This window comes from Priestia sp. AB (assembly GCF_028369225.1).
Taxonomy (GTDB): Bacteria; Bacillota; Bacilli; order Bacillales; family Bacillaceae_H; genus Priestia; species Priestia megaterium.
This window is the reverse complement of the sequence record NZ_JAQMYN010000005.1, coordinates 104569-130453: the sequence shown is the minus strand read 5'-3', so window position 1 is coordinate 130453 and position 25885 is coordinate 104569. Positions and strand designations below refer to the sequence as shown.

Here is a 25885-nt window from a genome sequence, read left to right as displayed (position 1 = left end):
TTTTTACTACTAAATTCGTAGAAAGGAACATCAGTTATGACGCAAAATTGCTTAGGAAAAATTCGTTCTCACTATGCTAGATTCAGTGAAAAAGAGAAAAAAATAGCAAATTATATTTTAGAACAGCCGGAACAAATTATTCACAGTACCATTAACGAAGTGGCAGACGATTTAAATGTAGCTGATGCAACAGTCTTTCGCTTTTGTAAACGAATTGGCTTCAAGGGCTATCAAGCGATGAAAATAGCGCTGGCTGCTGAAATTATGACGCCTATTCAGCAGATTCACGAGGAAATTGCTGAAACGGATAATGAAAAAACGATTGCTGAAAAAATCTTTCGCTCCAATGTGCGAACGCTTGAAAATACATTACAAATACTAGAAAGCAACGCTATTGAAAAAGCCGTCAAACTTCTTATGAAGGCGGATAAAGTTCAGTTTTATGGCACGGGCGGTTCTTCCGTAGTGGCTATGGATGCTTTTCATAAATTTGTTCGAACAGGAATTAAAACGTTTGCATTTATTGATTCCCACTTCCAGCTTATGTCCGCTTCTCAATTAACAAAACAGGATGTAGCGGTAGTGATTTCTCATTCTGGAACAAATAAAGACACGATGAACATTTTAAATACAGCAAAAGCGAACGGTGCCAAAACGATCGGTATTACGGGTTTTCCAAAATCTCCATTAAGCCAAAATGTCGATGTTTCTCTTTATACGAGTTCAGAAGAAACAGAATATCGATCTGAAGCTCTTGCCTCAAGAATTGGACAGCTAAGCCTCATTGATGCTTTGTACGTTAATGTAATGATTGCGAATAAAGATGCCTCTAAACACTCGCTTGAAAAAGTACGCGATGCCATTGCTGAAACTAGAATTTAACGTTTCGCTCTTATATATTCTTCAACTATAACATCAAACAGAGCATAGAATATATGCTCTGTTTAGTGCAGTTCTTTCCTTAAAATTTTCAAGTTTTAATTCTCATTTAACATTTTTTAAGTTGCTACATATGATAAAGCACAACTTTTAAAAAGTAGGTGAAGTGTGTATGGAGATTATCTATCGCACTGCAAAACTCGATGATTATACAGAAGTAAATAAAATATTAGGGGAATCACTAGAACTCCACGCAAATGCGCTTCCTTCTATGTTTGATAATCAGATGGCTGTTTTATCTCCGGAACAATATCAAGCTACTCTTTATTATGCAACTATTGATATTCTTGTAGCTCAATATCGAAATCAAATTATTGGGGCGTCTGTTGTTGAATTAAAATATAACCCTCCCACTACATTAGCTCCTCTTTCCTACACAGCGTACATCCAATATTTTGGCGTTAAGAAAGGCTTTCAAAATTATGGCGTAGGAAAAAGTCTTTTTTCTGCTACGAAACAGTGGGCTGTACAAAAAGGAGCAAGTGACCTCCAGCTTACCGTATGGGCATTTAACGAGAAAGCACGTGCTTTTTATGAAAGTCTTGGGCTGAAAAACTTAAGCTACCTTATGACTACTTCACTACAGCCATAAATCGTTCCATTAACGGAGACTAGACACGCAGGTGATACGTGCCTAGTCTCCGTTATTTAAATAAAAGACTAAATCATTCGGCGTGTTAATTTACGCAGCTTATATACATACTAAAAGAAATTTATTACGTAGCCGGATTGCCTTCTTGCAGCTGTTCTTGTTCATCACGCTGACGGTGAGCTAAACGACTTGCCGCACTAGAAGCCACGCTCGCTACTAAATCATCTAAAAAGGTATTAACTCCTTTTTCTTTTTTACAGTCCAGCTTTTCAATAATGCCTACTTTTACTTTATCTAAATAGCCAAAGGTCGTAACAGCGATACTGCCATAGGTTAAAACGGCACCTAAAGCAATCGTTTCGTCAACACCAAACAACCCTTCGTCTTGTTCTACAATACTTTGAAGAGGTTCTGATAATTTATTTTGCTCTGCTAACTTATCGAGTTCGATTCCAACTAGAAGCGCATGCTGAATTTCTCTCTTTTGCAGTACTCTCTCTACGCTCTCAGCGCATTCCTGAATGGTTAGAGCTGGATGATAAGGAAGCTGTAAATCATACACAATTTCAGCAATATCCAAAACTGTTACGCCACGCTCTTCCAGCAAATTAAATGTTGCCTTTGCTACTTCTTTGCTCGTTGGGATTTTTTTCGCTGTCATGTCTCTCTCTCCTTTTCAAGTTGTTGTCTCTCTTTATACTAAATTCGATGAGAGGCGCTAAAAACCTTTTTTGTTCACCCGCCTGAGTTCATAAACTCGTCACATATCTCTTTAGGCGCTCATTACATTTACTTGCTATAATGAAATTATCTAATCAGGAGGTTTGTCTACTGTGGAAGAAAAACAAAGTAAATTTAGCAGAGGCTTATTATTATTTTTCATTGGCGCAACAGCCCTTTTCTTTATCGTCTTAATCGTTCTGTTTCTCATGTCTACTTTTGGAAAAAGCGAAAAAGAAGCCGTAGCTCTTCTAGCAGGGAATCACTACGCTATCGTTAAAGAAGAGAATTCATATACTCTTTATGATCAAAAAGAAAACAAGCCTATTTTAGAAGATGTAAACGGCTATTTCGGTGCTCGCAATATCCGAAGTTATGTAAAAAATGACACAGAATTGGTTTCGATTGATGAAAAAGAAGAAGAATATACGAAGAAGCCGCTAGAAAAAGCCACTCAAGCAGAAAAAGATATGTTTAAAAAGATGAAGAAATTAGATTAAATTAGATTAACGAAAAGAGGCTTGGAAAAAAGTAGTGTAGCCGAAGTAAAAAACGAATCATTAATCAAACTGTTTGATTAATGATTCGTTTTTTTGTTAAAGTAGACGCAGATTTTATCTCTTTCGTTCCTTCTAGCAGTTGATTGGAGAGAAGGCGAAGACTCCTGCGGAAACAGCGGAACAGGTGAGACCCCGCAGGAGCGCAAGCGACGAGGAGGCTCACGGGCCGCCCGCGGAAAGCGGAGTCTTGCACGGAAATCAACTGCGGTCGAGCAAGCTGTCCAGATTCTATATCCAGATTGTTGGTGTTTGGATGAAATTCATTTCGTTATGTCCCAGCCTCTTTTTTAGCAAAGTATGCCTCTTTCTCGTCATTCGCTAAAAAATTCGTTACAATAAAATAAAGAACGGTTGTTAGAAAATGTGTTACAATAAAGGTAACGCTTTCATTCAAATGCATAGGAGTCGATTATTCATGTCAGAAAGTAAGCGGAAGTTAGAAGAAATTTCTTTTTATAGTGACGCACTGCAAGAAGATGTCACGTTACTAGTCTATTTGCCGTCAAACTACTCTACGCTCTATAAGTATTCTCTACTTATCGCCCAAGACGGAAAAGATTATGTTATGTACGGACGGACACCTCGTTTAATTGATGATTTAATGAACGAGTCGGAAATCGATCGTACTATTTTTGTTGGAATTCCATATAAAAGCGTAGAAGACAGACGTGATAAGTATCATCCAGAAGGAAATCAAGTAGATGCTTATATTCGCTTTTTAGCACATGAGCTTGTGCCATTTTTGGATAAAACATATCCTACATATCAAATGGGAAAATCGCGTGTTCTAATTGGTGATTCGCTTGCTGCTACAGTTTCACTGCTGACGGCCATTGCGTATCCACACACGTTCGGGAAAGTAATTATGCATTCTCCTTTCGTGAACGATGCTGTATTACAAACGGTCAACTCATTTGCTTCTCCTTCACTTCTTGATTTGTATCATGTTATTGGAACGGAAGAAACGGATGTCAAAACAACGCAAGATGGTATATTGAACTTTATTGAACCTAACCGCCTGCTGCATGAACAAATGAAGCAGCGTGGATATTCCGTTTTCTACGAAGAATTTAATGGAAATCATACGTGGAAATACTGGCAAAAAGACGTAAAGCGTTCGCTTCAATACATGTTGAAGTAGAAAGATATCATATTTTTTGAAAATTTGTTATAATAAGCTCGCTTTATACATATTTTATGATCTTACTTTGGAGGGATTTTTTATGAAATTTGGCGTTGTACTTTTTCCATCTAAAAAATTGCAAGATGTAGCGAATTCTTATCGAAAGCGCTATGATTCTCACTATTCATTAATTCCGCCTCATCTTACATTAAAAGAAGTCTTCGAAGCTACAGAAGACCAAATTGATGAAATTGCGGCTAACTTGCGTAAAATTGCCGAAGAAACAAATCCATTTACATTAAATGTAACAAAAGTAAGCTCATTTTCACCAGCCAATAACGTTATTTACTTAAAAGTGGAACAAAAGCAAGAACTGACGTCACTTTACAATAAACTTCATGAAGGCAATCTCGAACAGCCAACTGAATATTCATTTATTCCACATATTACAATTGGTCAACGCCTTTCAGATGATGAGCACTTAGATGTGTATAGCCAGTTGAAACTTGTAGATGTCGCTCATGAAGAAACAGTGGATCGCTTTCATTTAATGTACCAGCTTGAAAATGAAACGTGGACTGTGTTTGAAACATTTCGTCTTGGAAAGGGATAAGATACGTGAACATCAAAGTACTAACGAACAAACAAGACTCTTCTGATGCTTACTTCGTACGTCAAAAAGTATTTATAGAAGAACAGCAGGTTGATGTGGAGCAAGAAATCGATGAATACGATTCTGAAGCCCTGCATTTAGTTGTATACAAAGGAACTGCACCAATTGGTGCAGGACGCTTCCGTATGGTAGAGGACTATGGAAAAGCCGAACGAATCTGCGTTCTTTCTTCTTATCGAAAAGAAGGTGTAGGAAAGCTTTTGATGGATAAGTTAGAAGAGCTCGCAGCGGAGCATGAAATTGAAAAGATTAAGCTGCATGCTCAAACGCATGCGGAAGGATTTTATAAAAAGCTAGGCTACGTAACGGTTTCAGGTGAGTTTATGGATGCTGGAATTCCACATGTAGAGATGGTAAAGAAACTAAGTAAAAAACACTAGGAATTGAACCTGGTGTTTTTGCTTTTTTAAAGGATAAGAACCTTTGCTTTGCTTATACTAATACCTAATCATGTGAATTAGGTGAAAATATGGATGAACTTATCGGAATTGCACTAGAACTTTTTATCGGATTTATCTGCTTGTTTATTTTAACTAAATTTTTAGGCAGAGCGACAATCACTCAGCTTACCACTTTTGATTTTATCTCTGCTCTTGTATTAGGAGAGTTAGTAGGAAATGCGTTATATGACTCAGAAGTAGGAATAGGCAAAATTTTATTTGCTGTTATCTTTTGGGGAGCGCTTATTTATGTCACCGAAGTTGTTACTCAAAAAAATATTCGCCTGCGTTTGTTTTTAGAAGGACGGCCATCTATTATTATTCGAAAAGGGAAAATTTCGTACAAAGAACTTAGTAAAAATCGATTGGATATCGATCAGCTTCTTCATATGCTTCGTTCAAAAGACATATTTTCCATTCGTGAAGTTGAATATGCGATTTTAGAAACAGATGGATCACTAAGTGTATTGCCAAAATCTGATTATGCTAAGCCGACAAGAAGCGATCTGCAACTGCCTCCTTCTGAACCTGCTTTATCTATCGCCTTCGTCAGTGATGGACGTTTGCTTTTGAAAAACTTGATTCAGTCAGGCTTTGATGAAGACTGGCTAAAGACACAGTTGAAAAAACAGGGATTTACCGATTATAAACAGGTGCTTTATGCTGAATGGCAGCAGGGCAGTACAATTTTTATTGAATCTTACTAAGGTGTTTTTTAATTATTAATTACTTTGTGAAAAAATCGTGAGCGCATTCATTCTGCTGCGTTCACGATTTTTTCTATTATACCCGTGTATTAATCACTAGGCCCTTATTTGTTAGCTTGCTGTATACACGCTCCGCTGCTTGAAGCTTTCTCCGCTTTTGTAATGAATTTGGCGTCAATTCCAATGAGTGAGAACGCGATTCAAACTCTTCGTCAAAGCTTTTTTTCTCGACAGGCCAAATACGATTTGAAAAAGAATCATTATTTTTTTGAAGGCGATTTGCATATTGAATAGACTGATAAGGTGTGACAGGCAGTATATATCCCATATGAACCCTCCTCTTTTTCAAGATACCTCCTACTCCAAGACCTCAGTATTTTTCTCAAGAAGTATCAACATTGAAACAGCTCACTTAAACCCTCTTCTAGACTCGTTCAGAACAGATAGCACTTTGTATCTATACCGCCTTTTTTTGAACATATGTGACCTCTTACTCAATATATACCCTTTTTTACATCCTATCCCTCCAAAAATATCCGTGCTCTTTTTAAAAAAAGATGATTTTGATATGATAGACTTTGATTATAGAATAAAAACTGTGCGTATATACACATCTATATCGATGTAGAACGAGAGCGGCTTCTTGCTTTAACTCCCTCTTATTTACTATTGATTGTTCATGTTTTACAAAGGAGGCCATGTTTTTTGCAACGTGCACTTTATCAAAATCAGATACTTAATCTTGCTATAACGGCTAGAGACCGATTTCAATATTTATATGAAGCTAGTCTCCGAGGAGAAATAATATGTGCTCACTGCGGAGAACCAGTTAAGTTATATCTGGGGATTGAACATTCTCCTTACTTTTATCATGCTCAAGTTCCCCATGAAAGAGAAGAGTGTTCAGACACACTATCAGAAACAACAGCTGTACAACAGATAAAAGAAACTCCGGCTGAATACAGAGAAACCAATGGATTTCGTATTCCTAAAGGACGAGCTATTGGTGAGAAAAATTCAACTGTAAAAGAGAAAGCGGCATGGAGGGCTTCCGCACCTTTTTCAAGTGTTCCTGCTTTTCGCTCAAAACCACCTGTTCCTAAACACTCTGACTCTCCTTATTTAAATGAATTTAAAGAGAGCGGTATTGAATTAGATTCGAACCAATGGAAAGCTGTTACACATTCAGAAGGACCTCTCCTTATTCTAGCCGGTGCAGGAAGCGGAAAAACGCGTGTGTTAACAGCTCGCACCGCATATATGATACAAGAAAAAAAAATTGATCCAAAATCCATTATGCTAGTGACTTTCACGGCTAAATCAGCTAAAGAAATGAAAGAACGATTAGCTACATATCCAAAGATGTCCGGCTTCCATCTTCGTCAAATGCTAGTTGGGACTTTTCACAGCATTTTCTTACGTATGATTGTTCATCACAATCCTCAAGCGTGGCAAATGGACCGCCTGCTGAAATGGGATTGGCAAAAAGAACAGATCGTGAAAGAAGCAGCAAGAGAGCTCCACGTGGATGAAAAAGATTTTCCGTTTGATCAGGCACTTCAGCAAATCGGCTATTGGAAAAACACGCTTGTTGGCGTGAAAGATGTTCGCCCAAAGGACAAATGGGAACAAGATGTGCACTTTTTATATCGTCGTTATGAAGAAGTCAAAAAGCAAAAACAGCTATTCGATTTTGATGACATGCTGTATGGATGTTATGAAATGCTAAAACAAAATCCCGATTTACTAACTCGTTATCAAAAAAGGTTTCGCTATTTTTTAATTGACGAATTTCAAGATATCAATAAAGTTCAATATAAAATTATGAAAATGCTAAGTGAAGACTCTAAAAACTTGTGTGTCGTAGGAGATGATGATCAATCAATTTACGCTTTCCGCGGAAGCGACCCTTCGTTCATTTTAAACTTTGAAAAAGATTTTGCTAATACAACTGTTATTACGTTAAACCAAAATTATCGTTCAGCTCATGCCATCGTTTCTTCCGCGAATAAAGTCATTGCACGAAATACAGCGCGCCGACAAAAAGAAATGGCTGCCCAGTTTGATAATGAGTTGCGACCTACATTCTTCTTTCCATACGACGAAGAAGAAGAAGCAACAATGATTGTAACGGATATGAAAGAAAAAATTAAGCAAGGGGCTTCTCCAACTGAATTCGCGGTCTTGTACCGAACTCACGCTTCTTCACGCGCCATCTTTGAACGTTTATCGCAGTCAAACCTGCCATTTTCAATCGAACAAGATGCGGATTCTTTTTATAAAAGACGAATGGTTCGAAGTTTACTTTCATTTCTACGCTTGAGCGTGAATCCAAATGACGCAAGTTCGCTGCAAGATTTAGTGAACGCACTCTTTTTAAAGAAAACAGCAGTCAATGACTTAAAAGCAGCAAGTATTCTTCATGATGGTACATTTATTGATGCACTTGAATATCTTCAAGATTTAAAACCGTTTCAGCAAAAAAAGCTCAAGAAAGTAATTCCTTTATTCAAGTCGCTAAAATCAATGTCTCCTTCTTTGGCACTTGAGACGATTTCTAAAGATATGGGATTCGATGATTTTGTCAAAAAACGCGGAAATGAAGGAAATATGATGGAAAAAGGTTCGGATGACGTGCGGGATTTAAAAGTTGTAGCACGTAAATTTAAAACCGTACCTGAACTGTTAGAGCATGTGGATCATATGATTGCCATGAACACAGAGATGAAAGCTTTAAGCAAGCAATTTAATGAAAGTATTCAGCTAACCACAATTCATCGAGCAAAGGGTCTTGAATATAAGCATGTATACGTACTGAGCAGCGTAGATGGCGGATTGCCTCATGATTATGCACTCGAAGCTTATCGAGGCGGAGATGATGTGCCGCTTCAAGAAGAACGCCGCCTTTTATATGTAGCCATGACGCGTGCACAGAATTCACTTTACTTATCTGTTCCGCAAACTAGAAGAGGTAAAACCGCTTATCCTTCAAGATTCCTGAAGTCGTTTATAAAAAAAGTGTAACGGAAAAACAGGCTGGGACAAAAGTAGTTTCACTAAATTGCAACACGAACTATCTATCATAAACGGATAAATAGTTCGTGTTTTTTATAATCACGGTGAATGCAGGTGCTTCTAGCTGTTGGTTGGAGGACAAGGCGAAGACTCCTGCGGGCTCATCGGCCGCCCGCGGAAAGCGAAGTCTTGCACGGCAAGCAACAGCGGTCGAGCAAGCAGTCCAGATCATGTATCCAGATTGTTTGTCTTTAAATTTGATTCCTGTAGTTATGTTTCAACCTCTTTTTCTTACTTCATGCTAGCGTCCATAACTAATATTCTCACCATCTATTATTAACCAAATATTCCACTAAGAGGCAGCTATTCATAAGTAGATGCGTTACACTACGTTATGTACTATATTACTATATTTCAGGAGATTCCATTATTGAAAGCCAAGCTTATTCATGAAAATGAAAAGATTTTTTTCATTCTGTGTATGGTTATTAGCTTATTAACCTATTTCTTTTTAATTATTTCACTAATTGGTATTATCTATCTTGTAATCGGTTTTTTAATTACATTTATGCTCCATGGTTTCTCTATTGCTCAAATTCGCAATAATGGAGTTAGATTGACAGAGAAGCAGTTCCCCCACACTTATCATCAGGCAAAACATTTATCTTCAGAGCTGAATTTAGAGCTGCCCGATATTTATATTATTCAATCAGGCGGCTTGTTAAACGCGTTTGCTACACGTTTTTTTGGACGTCACTTTGTCGTTTTATACTCGGACATTGTTGAAATGATTGAAGATAATCAAGAAAAAGAACTTTCTTTTATTATTGCCCACGAATTAGTTCATATCAAACGTAAGCATACACTCTACCACTCACTTATTCTACCTGCTCTTTGGGTTCCTTTTTTAGAAAAAGCTTACTCTAGGGCCTGTGAATATACATGTGATCGCATAGCTTCCGTTGCGATTGGTGATGCAAAAGCTGCCACTCAAGCACTCACTATACTTGCGGTTGGTCATTGTCTGAATAAAAAAGTAAATCAGGAAGAATTTGTTCATACGCACTCACAGGAAAAAGGTTTTTTTATGTGGTTGAATCAAGCTACTTCAACTCACCCTCCTATCGCTCATCGTATTAAAGAAATTAATTACTTAGCACAGCATCCGGAACTGTTTGATCTTGATTCTAACGCATTTCAAACAAATGAAATTGCATAAATGGAAAAAAGCCCTGACGTGTCAGGGCTTTATATAAAACATTAAATTATTTTTTCTCATTTAGCATTTTAGCGATGGTCGCAAAATCAATGGATTGATTATTGTTTGCAATCGCCTTAACAATTTGTTCTTCTTTTTGTTTTGAAATTGGCTTATTCGCAATTTGTGCTACTCGCTTCACAATATTACGCACCGTTTGCTCATCTTTAAAATTAGCATTTTGTACAGAATTCGCAAGTTCAAAGATATCCTTCATATTAACGCCTGTTTTCTTTTCTATATTTTTAAACATATTATTATCCATTTTGCATGACCTCCTTTATTTATACTTCATCGTATGCACCATGTGCCTAGATGGTGCCCTTTACATTTAATAAAAAAATAAAGTACGAGTGAAACTTCACCCGCACTTTTCGGTGCCTTATTCATAGAAGGGATTAATTGTAAAAACAAACACAACCAACAATAATTAATAGAATGAATAATACAACGATTAACGCAAAACCACCGCCGTAGCCACCACCGTAACCACAACCACCGTAGCCAAATCCGCAGCCCATAATATTACACCCCCTCTGTTTTACTCTCTATACTGTATGTTCACTCAAATGATTTTGTATGGGCTTTTCAACTGTGTACATTAAATTTCATTGTCCAAACGGATCTTCAGCATCTTGCTCATCAAGTCTTTTTACATTTTGCTGCAGTTTCCTCTCACGCTGTTCCATCTGCTTTTCTGCTTTTTCTACTTCGTTCATTCTCTTTCGATGTTCTCCCATCATATGCTGTTCAAAAAAACGTTCAAATTCATCGAAAAAATCCGGCATATCTACACCTCTCTCTACTCTATGTAAAAAAGCATTGTTCGAGGAACAATGCTTCTATTGCTTATCGCTTTGGTAACTTTGAACCACAGCCGCAACCACCTTGTTTTGGAGAAGGGTACTGGACTGGCTTAGGAGTAGACTGACCTTCCTTCACTGATTGTTTTGTAATGGGTTGTGGATGATAAGGCAGTGGCTGAGGATATTGATTAGGATTATAATGATAATACATCATGTTTCCCTCCTTTTCACAGCATCCTATCTATAACATTATATTCAGGACTAAAGAAAGACGTTCTCTCTTATTTGTCCATTTTACGCTGCATGGACAAAAATAAATCGGTGCTGCTTTTGGGTTTCCTTGTTCTTGGTGCTTCCACCCTTTCTTGCTCTGTTACTTCTCCCAGCCTGCTCTGTAGCTCCTGAATCGTTTCTGATGCATGATCATCGTACTGCACAATAGACTGTTCATTTTTTGATTTTTGTTCATTGACACATGCCTTAAGCCAATCTATTTTTTCTTGCAGCTTTCTTTTTTCTTGTTCATGCTTTTCCTTTAATTCAGCTAACTCTTCTTTCATATCTTCATATTCAAATTCTTGGTGCTTGAACTTTTGATATTCTTCCTTATAAAAAGCCAGCTCTGACTTTAATGAAGAGATCTTTTGTTTCACTTTTTCCTCACTCATGCTGCTCACTCCTTCATTATAAACAATGCACAAACCTCTGAAAATCAATTAAAGATGAATAACACTTTTTACTAACATGAATATGCTGTAATTGAGTTTATTATTTCCTTCATTTTTTATGCTCGCTTCATCCAGAAATTATTGCTATAAATTCCGCTTTTACTAAGGAACATAAAAGTAAGTCATTCATACACTATAGTAGTCCGATACCTAGTAACGAACAGCGTAAAGGAAGGACAATTACAATTAGGAGGTTTAAAAATGGGAGAACATTTTGAAGCATTGTGTATCCGCGTACCTAAAGTGTACGATTGGGTCAGACGTCAAGTGGTTTTGCCACAAATCTTTACTAATGACGCTTCACTATTTGATGAAGAGGCGCTTGAAGATTTAGGCCATGATGTAGAAGTAGAAGTTATTTTAACTGATAGTAAAGGACACTCGGTAGACGTTTCTGATGAAGAGGCGCTCGATCATGTAATTGAGCTTGTACCACAAGGTGGTCGCAAACCTAAGAAGGTCGTTTTACCAGACGGAGAAATTGTTATTCTTCATGAAGTAAAATTATCAATTAGCGGTTTTTATAAAATTAGGTTAATTAATTTAGGTGGACATCATAAATACAGCGATGTCGAATCTAGTGTTATTCCTTGGAAAATTCATCAAACATTCTATCTTTGCGCACCTGAAGGAACAGAACCTGTGGTACACCTTGATTCTTTTGAAGGAACTGATGGTTCTATTAGATTATCAGACATTCACTTACAGCAGCTAAGCTTCGATCTTGTGTTAGGTCTAAGTGTGCAAATTGAAAAAGATGTTAAGATTGAAGTAGAAGGAAGCTTCTGTTATCCTCGCCCCGAAGTTATTTCTACAAGCGGTTTCTCACCTATTGAATATCCACCTCAGTGTGAAGCTATCTTCCCTGGAAGACCTTATCGTGATTCTGATGAAAGTGACTTCGAAAGTGACTTTGAAAGTGACTTTGATTAACTGGATAACCTCAGAGGAGAATATTTCTCCTCTTTTTTCATCGTTTACAAGCTTTGTGCATACATATAAATAAAACTGCTGTGAGCAGCCCTAGTTTACAAAGCTGGTTCATAGCTCAGCAGGAAAGGAGACTACTAGATGAGTCGTAACTCCCCTTCCCCTAAAGATGATTTAACTCAATTAAAACAAAAGCTCATTCACTATAAATCGGAAATCCGGCACGTACAAAACCAATTAAAAAGCTATGAACGAGCTTTGGAACGAGAAAAAGAAAATACATCGTTTTGGAAGAAAAAACACGCTGAGACGCTTTCTACATCTGAAAAAGAAGTAGAAATTGAAGGATTAGAAAAAGAGCTGGATTTACTGAGAAATGAGCTTTCTGAACAAAAAATTATTGCAGAAGCATTTCGAGAAAAAGCCTCGAGAAAACAGCCCGTTATTGAAGAAAAGATTGTGGAAAAAGTGATCGAAAAAATTGTAGAAAAACCCGTGGAAAGGTTTGAAAAGAGTGATATCCTCTGTTTCTTTCAACATTCTATACTGCTGCCAGAACAACATGAAAGGGAGCTGATGATATTCGGCAATGTAATTATTCAAAATCAAACGAGCAGTACTTTACACTCTCCTGTGCTTTGCTTAAAAATGAAGCCTGCCGCTTCGTCTACATTAAGCGGGAAGATCGTTGATGAAAAAAGCATTGAAGCTTCTAGTATTCCATCTTCTTCTTTACAATGGCGTTACGCTCATCCAAAATGGAACGAAAAAATTCAACGTGAGGGTGAGTATTGGATTAAACCTATTAAGCAGACAGTATTAAAGCCAAAAGACAAATTACTATTTGACTCTTTTCAAGTAGTTGTTCCTCTTTCCTCTGATATGCCCTCATTTATTTTAGAAGGCTTTTTCTATAGTGAAGAATGGCAAGAAGGCATTCCTTTGTTAAATAAAGTTGTGCTAAATTTTCCTTAATAACTAAAAGACATATTGATGTTCAATATGTCTTTTAACTCGTCCATTTATTTCATAAAAGATTCTACAATTCCAGCACATCCTGCAATAGCTAAGATTGTAATGATAGGAATAGCAATGTGGGGAACCGCTACATAACTAAAATAAATCCCTACCGCACACCATATGCCCGTGCACCAATAACAGCTGAGCAGTTCTCCAATCCATCTTCGCAGTCCTTTTCCTTTTATTTCCAAGTATGTTATCCTATTTCCTTCTTCATCTTGATCTTCTACAATTTTGTGAAACGGTTTACGAATAAAAGCCGTAATTTTATCAAAAACGATTAGGCGAGTGAGCCGAAACGTCGCAAAGACAAATAACGTTAGGTAAATCCATGTCATCTTCATTCCTCCGTACATTCACAAGCTTATGAAAATAAAAGCTAACATGCTTTTTCACTGTTAGCTTTTAGGGTTACTTAAATTTTAATGATGGATATGGTCTGAATATCATTAAATGTTAATACTTTCTTCTCTTTATTAGGAGGGATGCTTACGTATAAATTTCCTTCTTTGAGTTCTAAAATTGTTCCTATATATTTTTGGTTTTGACATAAGATTTCACAAATAGGTTGAGACATATGAGCCGGAAAGCTGCATAGAAATTCAATTTTTTCTTTGATCGTCATAGACTGAAACATTTTATTTGGCTTTTTAGTCTCTGATTGCGGTATATTCACAGGAATAATTGAATGTTCTACAACTTTTTCCTGCTTAATTTCTTGCCTAATTTCTACATCTTTTTCCCGCTTAATTTCTTGCTTAATTCCTACATCTTTTTCCCGCTTAATTTCTTGCTTAATTCCTACATCTTTTTCCTGCTTAATTTCTTGCTTAATTCCTACATCTTTTTCCTGCTTAATTTCTTGCTTAATTCCTACATCTTTTTCCTGCTTAATTTCTTCTACTTTTTCTACCTCAGGCTCGTTAACTTCTTGAATAGAAGAAAAGCTGGGCTCTTCTTTTAACACATACTCTTTCTTTATTTCTTTATTGTCTTGCTGTTTTGAACTGAAATAATATTGCATAGAACGCTGGTTTTGCGTAGCGTTTGGCTGGATAATGTACATTAGCGGCTCGTTTTCTTCTGACTTAGATTTTGAGTTAGTCATGAAGCATACCTCCAATTGCTTGTTATCGTTCTTTTAAAAATGTATGCTTGAACACGGAAAAACTTGTTTATTTTTTTGCGGTAGCCTTTTTAACACCAAAAGCAGGGCTGTACCTTTATTTTCAAAATTTGTTAAAAAAACAATAAAAGAGATTGAGACATAACGAAATTAATTCAATCTAAAGACGCATAAATGGGATACATGAGCTTAACCGCTTGTTACACCGCAGTTGATTTCCGTGCAAGACTTCGCTTTCCGCGGGCGGCCGATGAGCCTCCTCGTCGCTTGCGCTCCTGCGGGGTCTCATCTGTTCCGCTTTTCCCGCAGGAGTCTTCGTCTTGCCCTCCAATCAACTGCTAGAAAGAGCTAAACAGATGAAACTTATTTTCAAAACAACAAAAAAAACGAACCACTAATCAAACATTTTGATCAGTGGTTCGTTTTTTTTTTGAGCTAAAATACTTTTGTCCGAGCCTCTTCCCCTCACACAATAAGGTAAAAACCTACACCTATCTAGATACCTTTATCTAATTTTATACTCAAGAAGCATACGCAATTCATTCACATACGAACGAGACCCCGTTACAATCAAACGGTCATCAAATTCAAGCTCCGTATCGCCATGAGGTACAATGGAATCTTTGCCTCTAAAGATTCGAACAAAAATCACATCTCCTGTAAACGGGAACTTACGAAGTTCCACCCCCTCATATTTAGGGTTACGCATATTGATTTGATAAAGTGCTGTTTCTTGATTCGTTAAGATATTTAAAATATTTGGCGATTCGATTAAAGCTTTTAGCAATGCCGTGGTAGATAACAGCACAGAAAAAACTTCAATGTTATTTTCTTTCATCTTTTCATCTAATACAGGACTTTCTACGCGGGCAATAACCCGTTCTGTACCATATTCTTTTGCAAATAGAGCAATGTCGCTATTTCTTTCTTCTTCCCCTGTTGTTACAACTAATACATCCGCATCTAAAATCCCCATACGCATTAAAGTTTCCTTACTATATGCATCGATGTCCACGATATTAAAAATGGAATCCGACGTACGGTTTTCAATTTTGTCCTGAGTAGGATGATAAATCGTAACATCATATAAATCAAGATCCATTTCTCGAATAACCGGGAGTGTAAATTGATTTGCACCGAGCATATTAACCTTCAGCTTTCTGTCACTGATTTCTGGCTTTGGAAACAGCTTTCTAAAGATAATAGGTGTAATAATACATGTAATAATCGCCACCAAAATCAGCGCACCGGACATTTGTGAATCAATAACACCAATATTTTCACCAACCGTTGCTGCCGCAATAACGAGTGATAAAGTCGATGTTAAAAGAAAACCCGATGCCAAAACGGTTTTCATATCATACCATTTTCTTAAGATTAACGCTGGGACTAGCTTGGATATCAACAATGCAATGAATAATAAAGGCATTAATATCAGCACTTTTTTATCACTGAACAATGACCAAACATCAAGCTTCACTCCTACCATCACAAAAAAGATAGGAATTAAAAATCCATAGCCAAACGAATCTAGTTTATGAACTAAGTTTTTGTTAGGAGCTAGAAGAGAAACGAGTGATCCCGCTAAAAACGCGCCTAAAATGTTTTCAACACCAATTGACTCCGAAAGGCCCACCAGAATGATAATGAGTGCAAATACGGCGCGCGTGTCGATTTGAATTGTACCTTTAGACATTGTTTCAAGAAACGATCGGTTTTTAAACTGCTTCCCTATGAAGTATAAAATCACTCCTACTCCAAATAAAATTAAAATCAACCACGTATTGCTATTTCCTGATTTATCATAGACGGAAGCAAATACGGCTAGTAAAATCATCGTGACTAAGTCCGCAATAACCGCAATCAATAAAATGGTTTGTCCAATCGGCTTTTTCATAATCTGTGCATCTTTTAATGTCGGCACTACTACTCCTAGTGAAATGGTAGAAATAATAAGCGTCATCAAAAAGGCATTATCAATAAAACCTGTCCATACAAAAACATAGGACAAAAATAGTGAAACGGCAAAGATAGCTGCAAACACTAGTATAGAAATGGAAAAAGCATTTGGCACCTTCGCTCCTGAAGCCTTTTTGTCTTTTGAATTTCCTCCAGCAAAAGCAGAAAAATCAATTTCTAAACCACTTAAAAACATCAAAAAGATAAAGCCTAGAGTGGAAAGTGTTTCAAGCCACATATCCTGCTCCACAAGGTCAAAACCACTTTTCCCTATAATTAATCCCATAATAATTTCAGCCACGACTACAGGTATAATGTTGAGTTTAAACCGATGCAACAGTATAGGCGTTAAAAAGGCCAAACTAATGACGATAACAAGTGATGTAAAGGACGCGTGCTGTTCCATTAGATCCCCCTCCTTTTACCTTCGCTATTTATAAAACGAAGACGTTAGTATTCAAAATTAAAGGTTAATCATAAAAGCTTGAAGGTTCTCTGTCAACTATATGAACTAATAATGAAAATCCGACATGATTACTCATGCCGAATTCTAACGTCCCTTCATTATTTTAAATAACTCATAAATGTTGTCGCTAGACCGAAGTAAATTAAAATACTGATAAGATCATTGATCGTTGTAATAAATGGTCCTGATGCGACTGCAGGGTCAATTTTGAACCTGTGCATGAGAAGCGGGATAAACGCTCCTGCAAGTGTAGCCACAATCAATGTTGAAAATACAGAGACGCCTACCAAAGCGCCTAAAATAAGATCTCCTTGCCAAATATAAACAATTAATACAACTAAAAGTCCGCATGATGCGCCCGTAATCATTCCGGTAGCTGCTTCTCGGATTAACAGCTTAAATTTGCTTTCTTCTTCGATTTCTCCCGTCGCTAGTCCGCGAACCGCAACGGCTAGTGCCTGTGTTCCTGTATTACCAGCCATACCGCCAATCAAAGGTATAAATACAGCTAAAATAGCTACTTGATTCAACGTATCTTCAAAACGTCCAATTAAACTCGCTGTCATCATTCCTAAAAACAGCAAAATGATAAGCCAAGGCAGCCTCTTTTTGGCCGCTACTAAAGGATTGTGGTCAATCGTATCATCTACATCACTAATACCGGCTAATTTAGAATAGTCATCCGATGCCTCTTCATCAAGAACATCCATCACATCATCAACCGTAATAATCCCGAGAAGATGCTGCTGAAAATCAACAACTGGAAGCGCAAGAAAGTTGTAATCGCGCATAATACGCGCAACTTCTTCTTGGTCTTCTGCTACTGATACGGATACGACTCGTTCATTCATAACTTCGCTTATCATCGTATCTTCATCTGCTATAATTAAATCACGAAGAGAAATAACACCTGCTAGATGCTTTTGTTCATCAATAACAAATACATAATAAATTGTTTCCGCTTCTGGAGCTTCCCTGCGTAGAATGTGCATGGCTGAATGTACGGTTTGATTTTCACGAATGGCCACAAATTCAGTCGTCATAATACTTCCAGCGGTATATTCCTCGTAATGAAGCAGCTCTTTAATTTCATCGGCTGCTTCTTCATCCATAATCGTTAAATAGCTCGCCATTTGTTCTTTATCCAATTCATTTAATACGTCAACGGCATCATCCGCCGACATTTTCGACAGCATGTCTGCTGCAAAATTGGGATGCATCTCTGAGAGAATTTCTTGATAATCTTCTTCTCGTATCTCTACATTTTCAAAGATATCCGCCATTTCTTCCGGAGATAACATCTCGTACAGCGCAAATCTAGAAGGCTCATCTAATTCTTCAAAAAATTGAGCTTGGTCATACGTATGCATATGTAAAAATTCTTCACGAAATGCATCGATTTCATTTTTTTCTAAAAGTGATAATAAATGTTCGGCGAACCATGCCTTTTCTTCTTTTTCAATTGAATCTGTCATGTCTTCAACCTCCCTGTCGCACAAAACTTATTTAACTTTATGATGAATTTTGTTTTTTTTCAACTCATAGCTCTTTACTCTTTTCCCAATAATATATAAGTTCTACACATAGTTTGCTCCATATAAGGGTAATTTTATATCGTCAAAGGAAAAACCTTTTAAGGATGTGGATAAAAGATGAAAGTAGATATAATAGGCGATATCCATGGGTGCTATGATGAATTAAAAGCGTTAACAGAAAAACTTGGGTATGAGTGGCAAGACGGGATTCCTGTCCACTCTGACGGACGGCGCCTTGGATTTGTAGGTGATTTAACAGACCGAGGACCTCATTCACTAAAAGTGATTGAGCTCGTATGGTCACTTGTAATAAAGCATCAGCAAGCTTACTACTGTCCAGGCAATCACTGCAATAAGCTATATCGCTTCTTTTGCGGTAACAAAGTGCAAATTACTCATGGATTAGAAACGACCGTTGCCGAGTACGAAGCTTTACCTTCAAGAGAACAGAAATTCATTAAAAAAAAGTTCATTGAGCTTTATGAACAATCACCTCTATATGTGCAGCTTGATCAAAACCAATTAATTATTGCTCACGCCGGTCTTAAAGCTGAATACATCGGCAGAACGGATAAAAAAGTAAAAACCTTTGTGCTATACGGAGACATTACGGGTGAAAAACATCTAAACGGCATGCCTGTCCGACGGGATTGGGCCAAACATTATAACGGAAAACCGTTTATCGTGTATGGGCATACACCCGTAGTAAAAGCCAGAAAAATTCATAATACCATTAATATTGATACAGGCGCAGTTTTTGGAGGGGCTTTAACGGCGTTTCAGTATCCTGAAAGGAATATTATATCGGTGCCTTCATCTATGCCTTACGTAGAGGAAAAATTTAATCACTTCGTGTAAAAAGAAAGTCGCTTTTCATTAAAAAAAGCGACTTTCTTTTACGATTTGAAGTTTCTGCATATCTGGCGGCAAAGGTGCTGTAAAAGACAAAGTTTTTTGTAAAAAAGGATGAAAAAAAGTGAGCTCATAGCTGTGAAGAGCTTGACGAGAAATAAGATGATTCGTTCCTCCATATAAGGTATCTCCAAGCAGTGGATATCCTTTATAAGCCATATGAACACGAATTTGGTGAGTTCTCCCCGTCTCAAGCGAAAGAGCAACTTCTGTAAAAGAAGAATACTGACGAAGCGCCGTATAGTGTGTAATAGCAAACTGCCCATCTTCTCTTACTTCCCGTTCGATGATACTTGACTCTTTTCGGCCAATCGGTGCCTCTATCGTTTCTTTGCCAACAAGCTTCCTATGAACAAAAGCTCGGTACACGCGTTTAATTTCATGTTCTTTTTGTGCTTTAGAGAATAAGTAATGAACGTGCCTATGCTTAGCGACAATAAGCAGCCCAGATGTGTCTCGGTCCAACCTATTTACAAGATGAACAGTCGAGTTAATGTTATTTTTCTCATAATAATAGAGCACAGCATTACTTAGTGACCACGTTAGATGTTCTCGAGAAGGTATACTTGGCATGTTTGGCTGCTTATTCAACACTAATATATACTCATCTTCGTATACAATATCCAAAGGTATAGCTTTAGGAAGAAGACTTTCACTTGCTTTTTCTGGTGGAAACGCCACCTTAATTTCGTCACCTTTTTGCAGAATATATCGAACCGTTGCATGCTTTCCATTTACTTCAATTGCTCCTCCTCTGAACTTAATGTCCGTCAGAGAAGCTTTGGAAATATCATGTTCTTTTAAAAATTCACGAACCGCTACACCCTCGAAAGAATGATCTACGGTCCAACTCAACGTAAAAACTTGTTTCATTCTCTTCCCTGCCTTTAATCATCACATACAAAAGAGTCTCTGACACGCTGCCAGAAAGGAAACGCACGAAAGCGAGCAAATCGAATTTTTTCGCTTGCTACCCGAAATTGAATCGACTTTACATCTTTATGTAAAAGAGTTAAATGATCAATGGTAATTTGAAAGTCTGCGTCGTTGACAGGCTTTAACAGCGCTGTATGATGTCCAGGAAGAACCAATGGAGAACCTATCGTACGGAACACTCGATTGTTAATAGAAGCCATTTCAGCAATTTGAATAGCTTGAAGCGAAGGATGTAAAATCGCGCCTCCAAGGGATTTATTGTAAGCTGTACTTCCCGAGGGAGTGGATACGCAAAGGCCGTCTCCTCGGAATGTCTCAAATCGCTGCCCTTTAATTTCCACATCCATTACTAAAGAACCTTCTACACTTTTTACCGTACATTCATTCAGAGCTAAGTATCGAGCTTCGCGTCCACCGTTGGTGTAGCGAATAATCACTTCGAGCAGTGGATACTCTACAGTCTGATAGGGTGTCTTTGCAATAGCAATCACCAGCTTCTCAATCTCATCAGGTGTCCAATCTGCGTAAAAGCCTAAATGGCCGGTATGAACCCCAATAAAAGCCGTCTTGTCAAGTCGGTTTCGATAGCGGTGAAACGCGTAGAGCAGCGTTCCATCCCCTCCTACTGACACTACAATATCAGGCTGGTTTTCATCATATTCTAAATGAAAATCTAATAAATACGTTTTCATTTTTTGCATAAGCGTATTTGATATTTGGTTGCCTTTTGATGTAATAGCAAATTTTATTTTCTCCACCTAATTCTCTCCCCCTATCCATCCAATGTACAAAGCTGTTGCTGAGTCATACCTAAGATTCTTCCGCTGATTCTTTTTTTCGTGAGAAAATAGCCTGAGCTTCTTGAATCTCACCTCGTATTTGAGACATTTCTTCATCGAGCTGAGTAGCTGCTTCAGAAGCACGCTGAAGTCGCTTTTTGATATTCTCAGGAAATTTCCCGCTGTACTTATAATTTAAAGAATGCTCAATTGTAGCCCAAAAATTCATAGCCAGTGTACGAATTTGAATTTCCACTAAAATTTTCTTTTCACCTTTAATTGTTTGAACAGGATAACATACGACCACATGATATGAACGATAGCCGCTTTCTTTTTTATGAAGAATATAATCTCTTTCTTCAATCAATTCAAAGTCTGTTCGCTGACGAAGAAGCTCTACGACCGCTTTAATATCGTCCGTAAATTGACACATCATACGGAGTCCCGCAATGTCCTGCATCTCTTCCTCTAAGCGATCGAGAGAAATTCCTTTTCGAGCCGCTTTATCCAAAATACTGGCGATAGGCTTTACTCGTCCCGTAACGAATTCAATAGGTGAATGCGTAGATTTCATATCATATTGTGAACGAATTCCTTTTAATTTCACCTTAAGTTCTTCAACGGCTTGTTTATACGGTGCTAAAAATAAATCCCAATGCCTGATCATTAATAACACCCCCCTTTTTTCTCTCTATTACTTATTTTCTTTATCTAAAAAAACTTCCTCTACCCTTGCTACCATCTCGTCTCCATAATTTACATTTCCTTCGATGTTACTGATGAGATAAGATAGCTCTTCTTTAACGGCTGATAGCTCAATTACTTTCTTATTAATTTCTAAAAATACTTTCATATCTTTATGTAAGACGTGCTTTAAATTTGCCCAAATATTATCACTAAGGCCAACATACATAAATTGATCATTAATATCTACAACATATACAAATGACATGTTATCTGAGTCAACAAGCATTTGTTTTGTATCTTCCAATTGTTCAATTTCCGTCTCAATAGGGTCTGCTTTTAAATGTAATTCATTTGATTTCATCACACAGGTAGTGATGTCAATTCGATTGTGCATAAATAAACTCCTTCCAACTATACAATTCGTTACTATTTTAACACATTCCAGGAACGTTTAATAAAGGTAAAACCTAAACAATCCGTATTTCTTCATTTTCCAAGTTCCCCATATGGATATTCCTGTTAGGAAATGTAGTTTGACTGTCTCAAAAAGTGTGATAAATTAAGATGGAAAGTGCCTTACCAAAAGACCTAAATTAAAAGGATGATTTCATTGAAACAAGAAATTGAAATTGAATTTAAAAATATAGTAACGAAAGAAGAGTTTGATCGTCTCCGCTCACACTTTCAACTAACTGAAGATCAGTTTGTCTCTCAAGAAAACCACTATTTTGATACACCTGCTTTCTCATTAAAAGACTGCGGGGCTGCCCTGCGAATTCGAAGCAAAAAAGATAAGTCCGTTCTCACGCTCAAACAGCCTCATCAAGAGGGTCTTTTAGAAACACATGAAGCATTAACAAATGAACAAGCTAAAGAATTGCGAGATGGCAGCGCCAAGATTCCGTCAACAATTCAACAGCTTATTACTGATTTACAAGTCGATAGCCATGCGCTAACTTATTTTGGCACTTTGTGTACAAGTCGAGCAGAAATTCCATATAAAAACGGGTTACTTGTACTCGATCATAGCTTTTATCTAGGTGCTGAAGATTATGAACTTGAATACGAAGTAACCGATGCCAATGAAGGAGCAAAATATTTTGAGCAATTGCTTACGGAGCTTGATATTAAAAAGAAACCAACGGAAAACAAAATTCGACGGTTTTACAAGCGAAAGTATACGTTAATGGATGGAGAATAAATTCATGAGCATGAATATTAACAATTACATGTCTTCCGTTCAATTTCCTGGAACTCAGCCATTTTCAGTTAACAACCAGATGCCAACAGCTAACGTGATGCTTGGTACAACTTTACTCTCTGTATTTGCTCAGCTTTTTCAACACTACGTCAATCAAGAGCCTCAAATGAGTACCAATCTTTACTTGAAGGCAGCGCAGATGTTTCCATCTACGGCGGTTCAAATGCAGTCCAAGCCATCTGTTTCTTCCTCAGGTAAGGCAGCGGCTTCAAATTCTGCCTTACCTGCACAAAAAAATGAAACGGCAAAGGCCAGTTCTCAGGATGTACAAACGATAATTACAGAAGCAGCTGCACGCTACCAGCTGGATCCTAAACTTATTCGTTCTGTTATTAAACAAGAATCAAACTTTAATCCATCTGCCAAAAGTTCTGTAGGAGCGGCTGGGCTTATGCAGCTAATGCCAGCAACCGCTAAAGCTCTTGGTGTAGAAGATCCGTACGACTCCAAGCAAAATGTATTTGGAGGAGCCAAATATCTTCGACAAATGTTAGATAAATACAACGGAAACGTGAAATTAGCATTGGCGGCCTATAATGCTGGACCAGGTAATGTTGATAAATACGGCGGAGTCCCCCCTTTTCAAGAAACGCAAAAATATGTAAATAAAATTATGTCTTCTTATCTTGTGTAAATGAGCCAAATCATTCACTACTCGAACATAGAATGGCTGTAGTTTGTCGAGGTTACACTATATAAATAGAAGGAAACGTTTGTGAAAGCATTCCTTTGTTTCTCATAATTAGTGATTCGCCACAGCATTATAGACTTTTCTTATGTAAAATTCCACTTTATCTCTTTTCCAGTAGAAGAAGTAAGCGGATAGTTTGAGTTAACGAAATGACACTGCTAAAATTAAGGAAAGTAAAAAACACCAAAGAGTTAAAACGTATATTTCTTATAACAAAGGAGTTATCAACATGAGAGAAAAAATCCACTCCCCTTACGAATTATTAGGCGGTGAACATACGATTTCAAAACTTGTTGATGCTTTTTATACACGCGTTGGAAAACATCCTGAGCTCGCGCCAATTTTTCCTGATGATTTAACAGAAACAGCACGAAAGCAAAAGCAATTTCTGACACAATATTTAGGAGGGCCTTCGTTATACACTGAAGAGCATGGTCACCCTATGCTGAGAGCTAGGCATCTTCCTTTTGAAATTACACCGTCAAGAGCCAAAGCCTGGCTGACGTGTATGCATGAAGCAATGGACGAAATTAATTTAGAAGGCCCTGAGAGAGATGAACTTTATCATCGTCTTATTTTAACTGCCCAACACATGATTAATTCACCGGAACAGACAGATGAGAAAGGATTTTCACATTGAGTAATCTAAATAGCCAATACCCATCCTTGCATCAGCTTTGTCAAGGTTCAAATAAAAAACCGCTTGAAATCTATGTATTTGTTGACCCTCTTTGCCCGGAATGCTGGGCACTCGAGCCTATTCTAAAGAAGTTACAAATAGAATATGGTCAGCTGTTATCCCTCAAGCATGTGCTTGGCGGAAACTTACAGCAATTAAATATTGGAGCACAGCAGAAATTTGAACATATTGCAAAATCGTGGGAGAAAACTGGAAGCCGCTCCGGTATGTCATGTGACGGCAATCTGTGGCTTGAAAACCCAATCGATACTCCTTACGCTGCATCAATTGCGATTAAAGCGGCCGGTCTGCAAGGAAAGAAACAGGGCATTCGCTTTTTGAGAAGACTTCAAGAAGTAGTATTTTTAGAAAAACAAAATGTTACAGAAGAATCTGTCTTAATACAATGTGCAAAACATGTGGGGCTAGATGTTGATGAATTTGTAAAAGATTTGCATTCAGATTACGCTGCGAAGGCCTTTCAATGTGATTTAAAAATCACGTCGGAAATGGATGTCGATGAGATTCCAACTCTTGTGTTCTTCAACGAAAAAGTTGAAGAAGAAGGCATTAAGATATCAGGATACTATTCGTACGAAACATATGTACACATCATTAAAGAGATGTTAGAAATTGACCCAGATCCAGCTTGTCTTCCGCCTCTTCGTTCATTTTTAAGCTATTTTCAATTTGTTGCTTCAAAAGAAGTTGCAGTTGTGTATGGTTTATCATTAGAAGAGGCTGAAAAGGAATTGAAAAAACTTCAGCTTCAGCAAGTGGTTGAGAGAGTTCCTGTCAAATACGGCACCTTTTGGAGAAGTACTGAAAAGAGCTGCTAATCATTAAATGTTGATACTTATCCTAAGCATCAACTAAACAAAAAAGACTTGGCTTTCGCCAAGTCTTTTCGTTTGTCTTAAGACAACAAGGGGATGGGAGAAATTTTTCACGGTCAAACAAAGGGGTATATGTTTGTTTTGTGATAAACTTCACGATTAATACTATAGCAAATTATGTCGACTTTTGGCAACCCCTTTTTTCAATTTTATTCACTTTTTTATAAAAAAACTTCATAAACAGCCAGATTCACTCATATAGTACAACCAATTATGCTTTTAATAGAGGTGTTAACTATGAAAATTGCTGGAATTACTCTAGGGGTTGTTATTCTTTTGGTTTCTTTTTTATTCTATATTTTATCTCTTATGCAACTTGTCCCTCTCATTATCGCAGGCCCTCTCTTATTTTTAGCTATCCTTATTATTTTCACATTGCTTAACAATCACAACAAGTTTCGAGGATTTAAAAAATGAAGCAGGATACAGCTCCTGCTTCATTTTAAT

Annotated in this window: 33 protein-coding genes; 17 read left to right on the top strand and 16 right to left on the bottom strand. The window is 37.4% G+C overall.

Annotated features, from left to right (window positions below):
* Nucleotides 1–36: 36 nt before the first annotated feature.
* Together POF52_RS16785 and POF52_RS16780 are read left to right on the top strand one after the other, a co-directional pair.
* Complete coding sequence (locus tag POF52_RS16785; RefSeq protein WP_013055460.1) at nt 37–882, top strand: MurR/RpiR family transcriptional regulator; 846 nt, start codon at nt 37–39, stop codon at nt 880–882.
* Between the two features lie 169 nt (nt 883–1051).
* Nucleotides 1052–1531, top strand: coding sequence for a GNAT family N-acetyltransferase (locus POF52_RS16780; RefSeq protein WP_013081789.1), 480 nt, complete (start codon nt 1052–1054; stop codon nt 1529–1531).
* Between the two features lie 124 nt (nt 1532–1655).
* Here the strand turns inward: POF52_RS16780 and POF52_RS16775 are convergent, their stop codons facing one another.
* Nucleotides 1656–2192: a phosphatidylglycerophosphatase A family protein gene (locus POF52_RS16775; RefSeq protein WP_028412335.1), complete on the bottom strand. Its 537-nt coding sequence runs from the start codon at nt 2190–2192 to the stop codon at nt 1656–1658.
* A gap of 172 nt (nt 2193–2364) precedes the next feature.
* On the opposite strand from POF52_RS16775, the gene POF52_RS16770 reads away from it, so the two are divergent.
* The 5 genes from POF52_RS16770 to POF52_RS16750 all read left to right on the top strand — a co-directional run bounded on the left by POF52_RS16770 (nt 2365) and on the right by POF52_RS16750 (nt 5754).
* A complete protein-coding gene (locus POF52_RS16770) occupies nt 2365–2751 on the top strand; it encodes a hypothetical protein (protein ID WP_050689356.1) in 387 nt (128 codons plus the stop codon).
* 475 nt (nt 2752–3226) lie between these two features.
* A complete protein-coding gene (locus POF52_RS16765; RefSeq protein WP_028407496.1) occupies nt 3227–3952 on the top strand; it encodes an alpha/beta hydrolase in 726 nt (241 codons plus the stop codon).
* Between the two features lie 82 nt (nt 3953–4034).
* Nucleotides 4035–4547, top strand: a complete 513-nt coding sequence (locus POF52_RS16760) for a YjcG family protein (RefSeq protein WP_013081786.1) — start codon at nt 4035–4037, stop codon at nt 4545–4547.
* 5 nt (nt 4548–4552) lie between these two features.
* Nucleotides 4553–4987 (top strand): GNAT family N-acetyltransferase, encoded by a 435-nt coding sequence (locus POF52_RS16755; protein WP_271993507.1) that lies wholly within the window; start codon nt 4553–4555, stop codon nt 4985–4987.
* An 89-nt stretch (nt 4988–5076) separates the two neighbouring features.
* A complete protein-coding gene (locus tag POF52_RS16750) occupies nt 5077–5754 on the top strand; it encodes a DUF421 domain-containing protein (RefSeq protein WP_271993505.1) in 678 nt (225 codons plus the stop codon).
* Between the two features lie 76 nt (nt 5755–5830).
* On the opposite strand, the gene POF52_RS16745 is transcribed toward POF52_RS16750, so the two are convergent.
* Nucleotides 5831–6082, bottom strand: coding sequence for a hypothetical protein (locus tag POF52_RS16745; RefSeq protein WP_271993503.1), 252 nt, complete (start codon nt 6080–6082; stop codon nt 5831–5833).
* Nucleotides 6083–6459: 377 nt separating this feature from the next.
* On the opposite strand from POF52_RS16745, the gene POF52_RS16740 reads away from it, so the two are divergent.
* The 3 genes from POF52_RS16740 (at nt 6460) to POF52_RS16730 (ending at nt 9988) form a co-directional block, all read left to right on the top strand.
* Entirely contained in the window at nt 6460–8778 is a 2319-nt protein-coding gene (locus POF52_RS16740; RefSeq protein WP_271993501.1) for an ATP-dependent helicase, read from the top strand.
* Between the two features lie 77 nt (nt 8779–8855).
* Complete coding sequence (locus POF52_RS16735; RefSeq protein ID WP_074893891.1) at nt 8856–9074, top strand: hypothetical protein; 219 nt, start codon at nt 8856–8858, stop codon at nt 9072–9074.
* A gap of 125 nt (nt 9075–9199) precedes the next feature.
* Entirely contained in the window at nt 9200–9988 is a 789-nt protein-coding gene (locus tag POF52_RS16730) for a M48 family metallopeptidase (protein WP_271993499.1), read from the top strand.
* A gap of 46 nt (nt 9989–10034) precedes the next feature.
* Here the strand turns inward: POF52_RS16730 and POF52_RS16725 are convergent, their stop codons facing one another.
* The 5 genes from POF52_RS16725 to POF52_RS16705 form a co-directional block, all read right to left on the bottom strand.
* On the bottom strand, nt 10035–10292 hold the full coding sequence (locus tag POF52_RS16725) for a stage VI sporulation protein F (protein WP_013055449.1): 258 nt from the start codon (nt 10290–10292) through the stop codon (nt 10035–10037).
* A 133-nt stretch (nt 10293–10425) separates the two neighbouring features.
* On the bottom strand, nt 10426–10548 hold the full coding sequence (locus POF52_RS16720; protein WP_013055448.1) for a YjcZ family sporulation protein: 123 nt from the start codon (nt 10546–10548) through the stop codon (nt 10426–10428).
* 87 nt (nt 10549–10635) lie between these two features.
* Complete coding sequence (locus tag POF52_RS16715) at nt 10636–10815, bottom strand: hypothetical protein (RefSeq protein ID WP_016763069.1); 180 nt, start codon at nt 10813–10815, stop codon at nt 10636–10638.
* A 61-nt stretch (nt 10816–10876) separates the two neighbouring features.
* Nucleotides 10877–11047, bottom strand: coding sequence for a hypothetical protein (locus POF52_RS16710; protein WP_162837671.1), 171 nt, complete (start codon nt 11045–11047; stop codon nt 10877–10879).
* A gap of 67 nt (nt 11048–11114) precedes the next feature.
* Nucleotides 11115–11501 (bottom strand): hypothetical protein, encoded by a 387-nt coding sequence (locus POF52_RS16705; protein ID WP_271993495.1) that lies wholly within the window; start codon nt 11499–11501, stop codon nt 11115–11117.
* 261 nt (nt 11502–11762) lie between these two features.
* Here POF52_RS16705 and POF52_RS16700 point away from each other — a divergent pair, with 261 nt between their 5' ends.
* Nucleotides 11763–12494, top strand: a complete 732-nt coding sequence (locus tag POF52_RS16700) for a hypothetical protein (RefSeq protein ID WP_013081780.1) — start codon at nt 11763–11765, stop codon at nt 12492–12494.
* A gap of 138 nt (nt 12495–12632) precedes the next feature.
* Entirely contained in the window at nt 12633–13466 is an 834-nt protein-coding gene (locus POF52_RS16695; RefSeq protein ID WP_013081779.1) for a hypothetical protein, read from the top strand.
* A 47-nt stretch (nt 13467–13513) separates the two neighbouring features.
* Here POF52_RS16695 and POF52_RS16690 read toward each other — a convergent pair whose 3' ends face one another.
* The 5 genes from POF52_RS16690 to mgtE form a co-directional block, all read right to left on the bottom strand.
* Nucleotides 13514–13849 (bottom strand): DUF1360 domain-containing protein, encoded by a 336-nt coding sequence (locus POF52_RS16690; protein WP_016763066.1) that lies wholly within the window; start codon nt 13847–13849, stop codon nt 13514–13516.
* Nucleotides 13850–13926: 77 nt separating this feature from the next.
* Nucleotides 13927–14619 carry a CotO family spore coat protein gene (locus tag POF52_RS16685; protein WP_128821161.1) on the bottom strand — a complete coding sequence of 231 codons (693 nt, stop codon included), beginning with the start codon at nt 14617–14619 and terminating at the stop codon, nt 13927–13929.
* 218 nt (nt 14620–14837) lie between these two features.
* Complete coding sequence (locus POF52_RS16680) at nt 14838–14972, bottom strand: hypothetical protein (protein ID WP_255323478.1); 135 nt, start codon at nt 14970–14972, stop codon at nt 14838–14840.
* 170 nt (nt 14973–15142) lie between these two features.
* A complete protein-coding gene (locus tag POF52_RS16675) occupies nt 15143–17002 on the bottom strand; it encodes a monovalent cation:proton antiporter family protein (RefSeq protein ID WP_258356978.1) in 1860 nt (619 codons plus the stop codon).
* A 158-nt stretch (nt 17003–17160) separates the two neighbouring features.
* On the bottom strand, nt 17161–18537 hold the full coding sequence (mgtE, locus tag POF52_RS16670) for a magnesium transporter (protein WP_271993488.1): 1377 nt from the start codon (nt 18535–18537) through the stop codon (nt 17161–17163).
* 177 nt (nt 18538–18714) lie between these two features.
* Between mgtE and prpE the strand changes: the two genes are divergently transcribed.
* A complete protein-coding gene (gene prpE, locus POF52_RS16665) occupies nt 18715–19455 on the top strand; it encodes a bis(5'-nucleosyl)-tetraphosphatase PrpE (protein ID WP_043980458.1) in 741 nt (246 codons plus the stop codon).
* Between the two features lie 18 nt (nt 19456–19473).
* Here the strand turns inward: prpE and POF52_RS16660 are convergent, their stop codons facing one another.
* The 4 genes from POF52_RS16660 to POF52_RS16645 all read right to left on the bottom strand — a co-directional run bounded on the left by POF52_RS16660 (nt 19474) and on the right by POF52_RS16645 (nt 22305).
* A complete protein-coding gene (locus POF52_RS16660) occupies nt 19474–20382 on the bottom strand; it encodes an RluA family pseudouridine synthase (RefSeq protein ID WP_271993487.1) in 909 nt (302 codons plus the stop codon).
* Nucleotides 20383–20396: 14 nt separating this feature from the next.
* Complete coding sequence (locus POF52_RS16655) at nt 20397–21194, bottom strand: NAD kinase (protein ID WP_025749877.1); 798 nt, start codon at nt 21192–21194, stop codon at nt 20397–20399.
* A gap of 61 nt (nt 21195–21255) precedes the next feature.
* A complete protein-coding gene (locus tag POF52_RS16650) occupies nt 21256–21891 on the bottom strand; it encodes a GTP pyrophosphokinase (protein ID WP_271993486.1) in 636 nt (211 codons plus the stop codon).
* Nucleotides 21892–21918: 27 nt separating this feature from the next.
* A complete protein-coding gene (locus POF52_RS16645) occupies nt 21919–22305 on the bottom strand; it encodes a hypothetical protein (protein ID WP_013055436.1) in 387 nt (128 codons plus the stop codon).
* Nucleotides 22306–22521: 216 nt separating this feature from the next.
* Here POF52_RS16645 and POF52_RS16640 point away from each other — a divergent pair, with 216 nt between their 5' ends.
* The 4 genes from POF52_RS16640 to POF52_RS16625 all read left to right on the top strand — a co-directional run bounded on the left by POF52_RS16640 (nt 22522) and on the right by POF52_RS16625 (nt 25381).
* A complete protein-coding gene (locus POF52_RS16640) occupies nt 22522–23112 on the top strand; it encodes a CYTH domain-containing protein (RefSeq protein ID WP_013081770.1) in 591 nt (196 codons plus the stop codon).
* A gap of 4 nt (nt 23113–23116) precedes the next feature.
* Entirely contained in the window at nt 23117–23806 is a 690-nt protein-coding gene (locus POF52_RS16635) for a lytic transglycosylase domain-containing protein (protein WP_271993485.1), read from the top strand.
* A gap of 286 nt (nt 23807–24092) precedes the next feature.
* Entirely contained in the window at nt 24093–24503 is a 411-nt protein-coding gene (locus POF52_RS16630; protein ID WP_013081768.1) for a globin domain-containing protein, read from the top strand.
* Nucleotides 24504–24529: 26 nt separating this feature from the next.
* On the top strand, nt 24530–25381 hold the full coding sequence (locus POF52_RS16625) for a ClpXP adapter SpxH family protein (RefSeq protein WP_013081767.1): 852 nt from the start codon (nt 24530–24532) through the stop codon (nt 25379–25381).
* Nucleotides 25382–25885 lie beyond the last annotated feature (504 nt).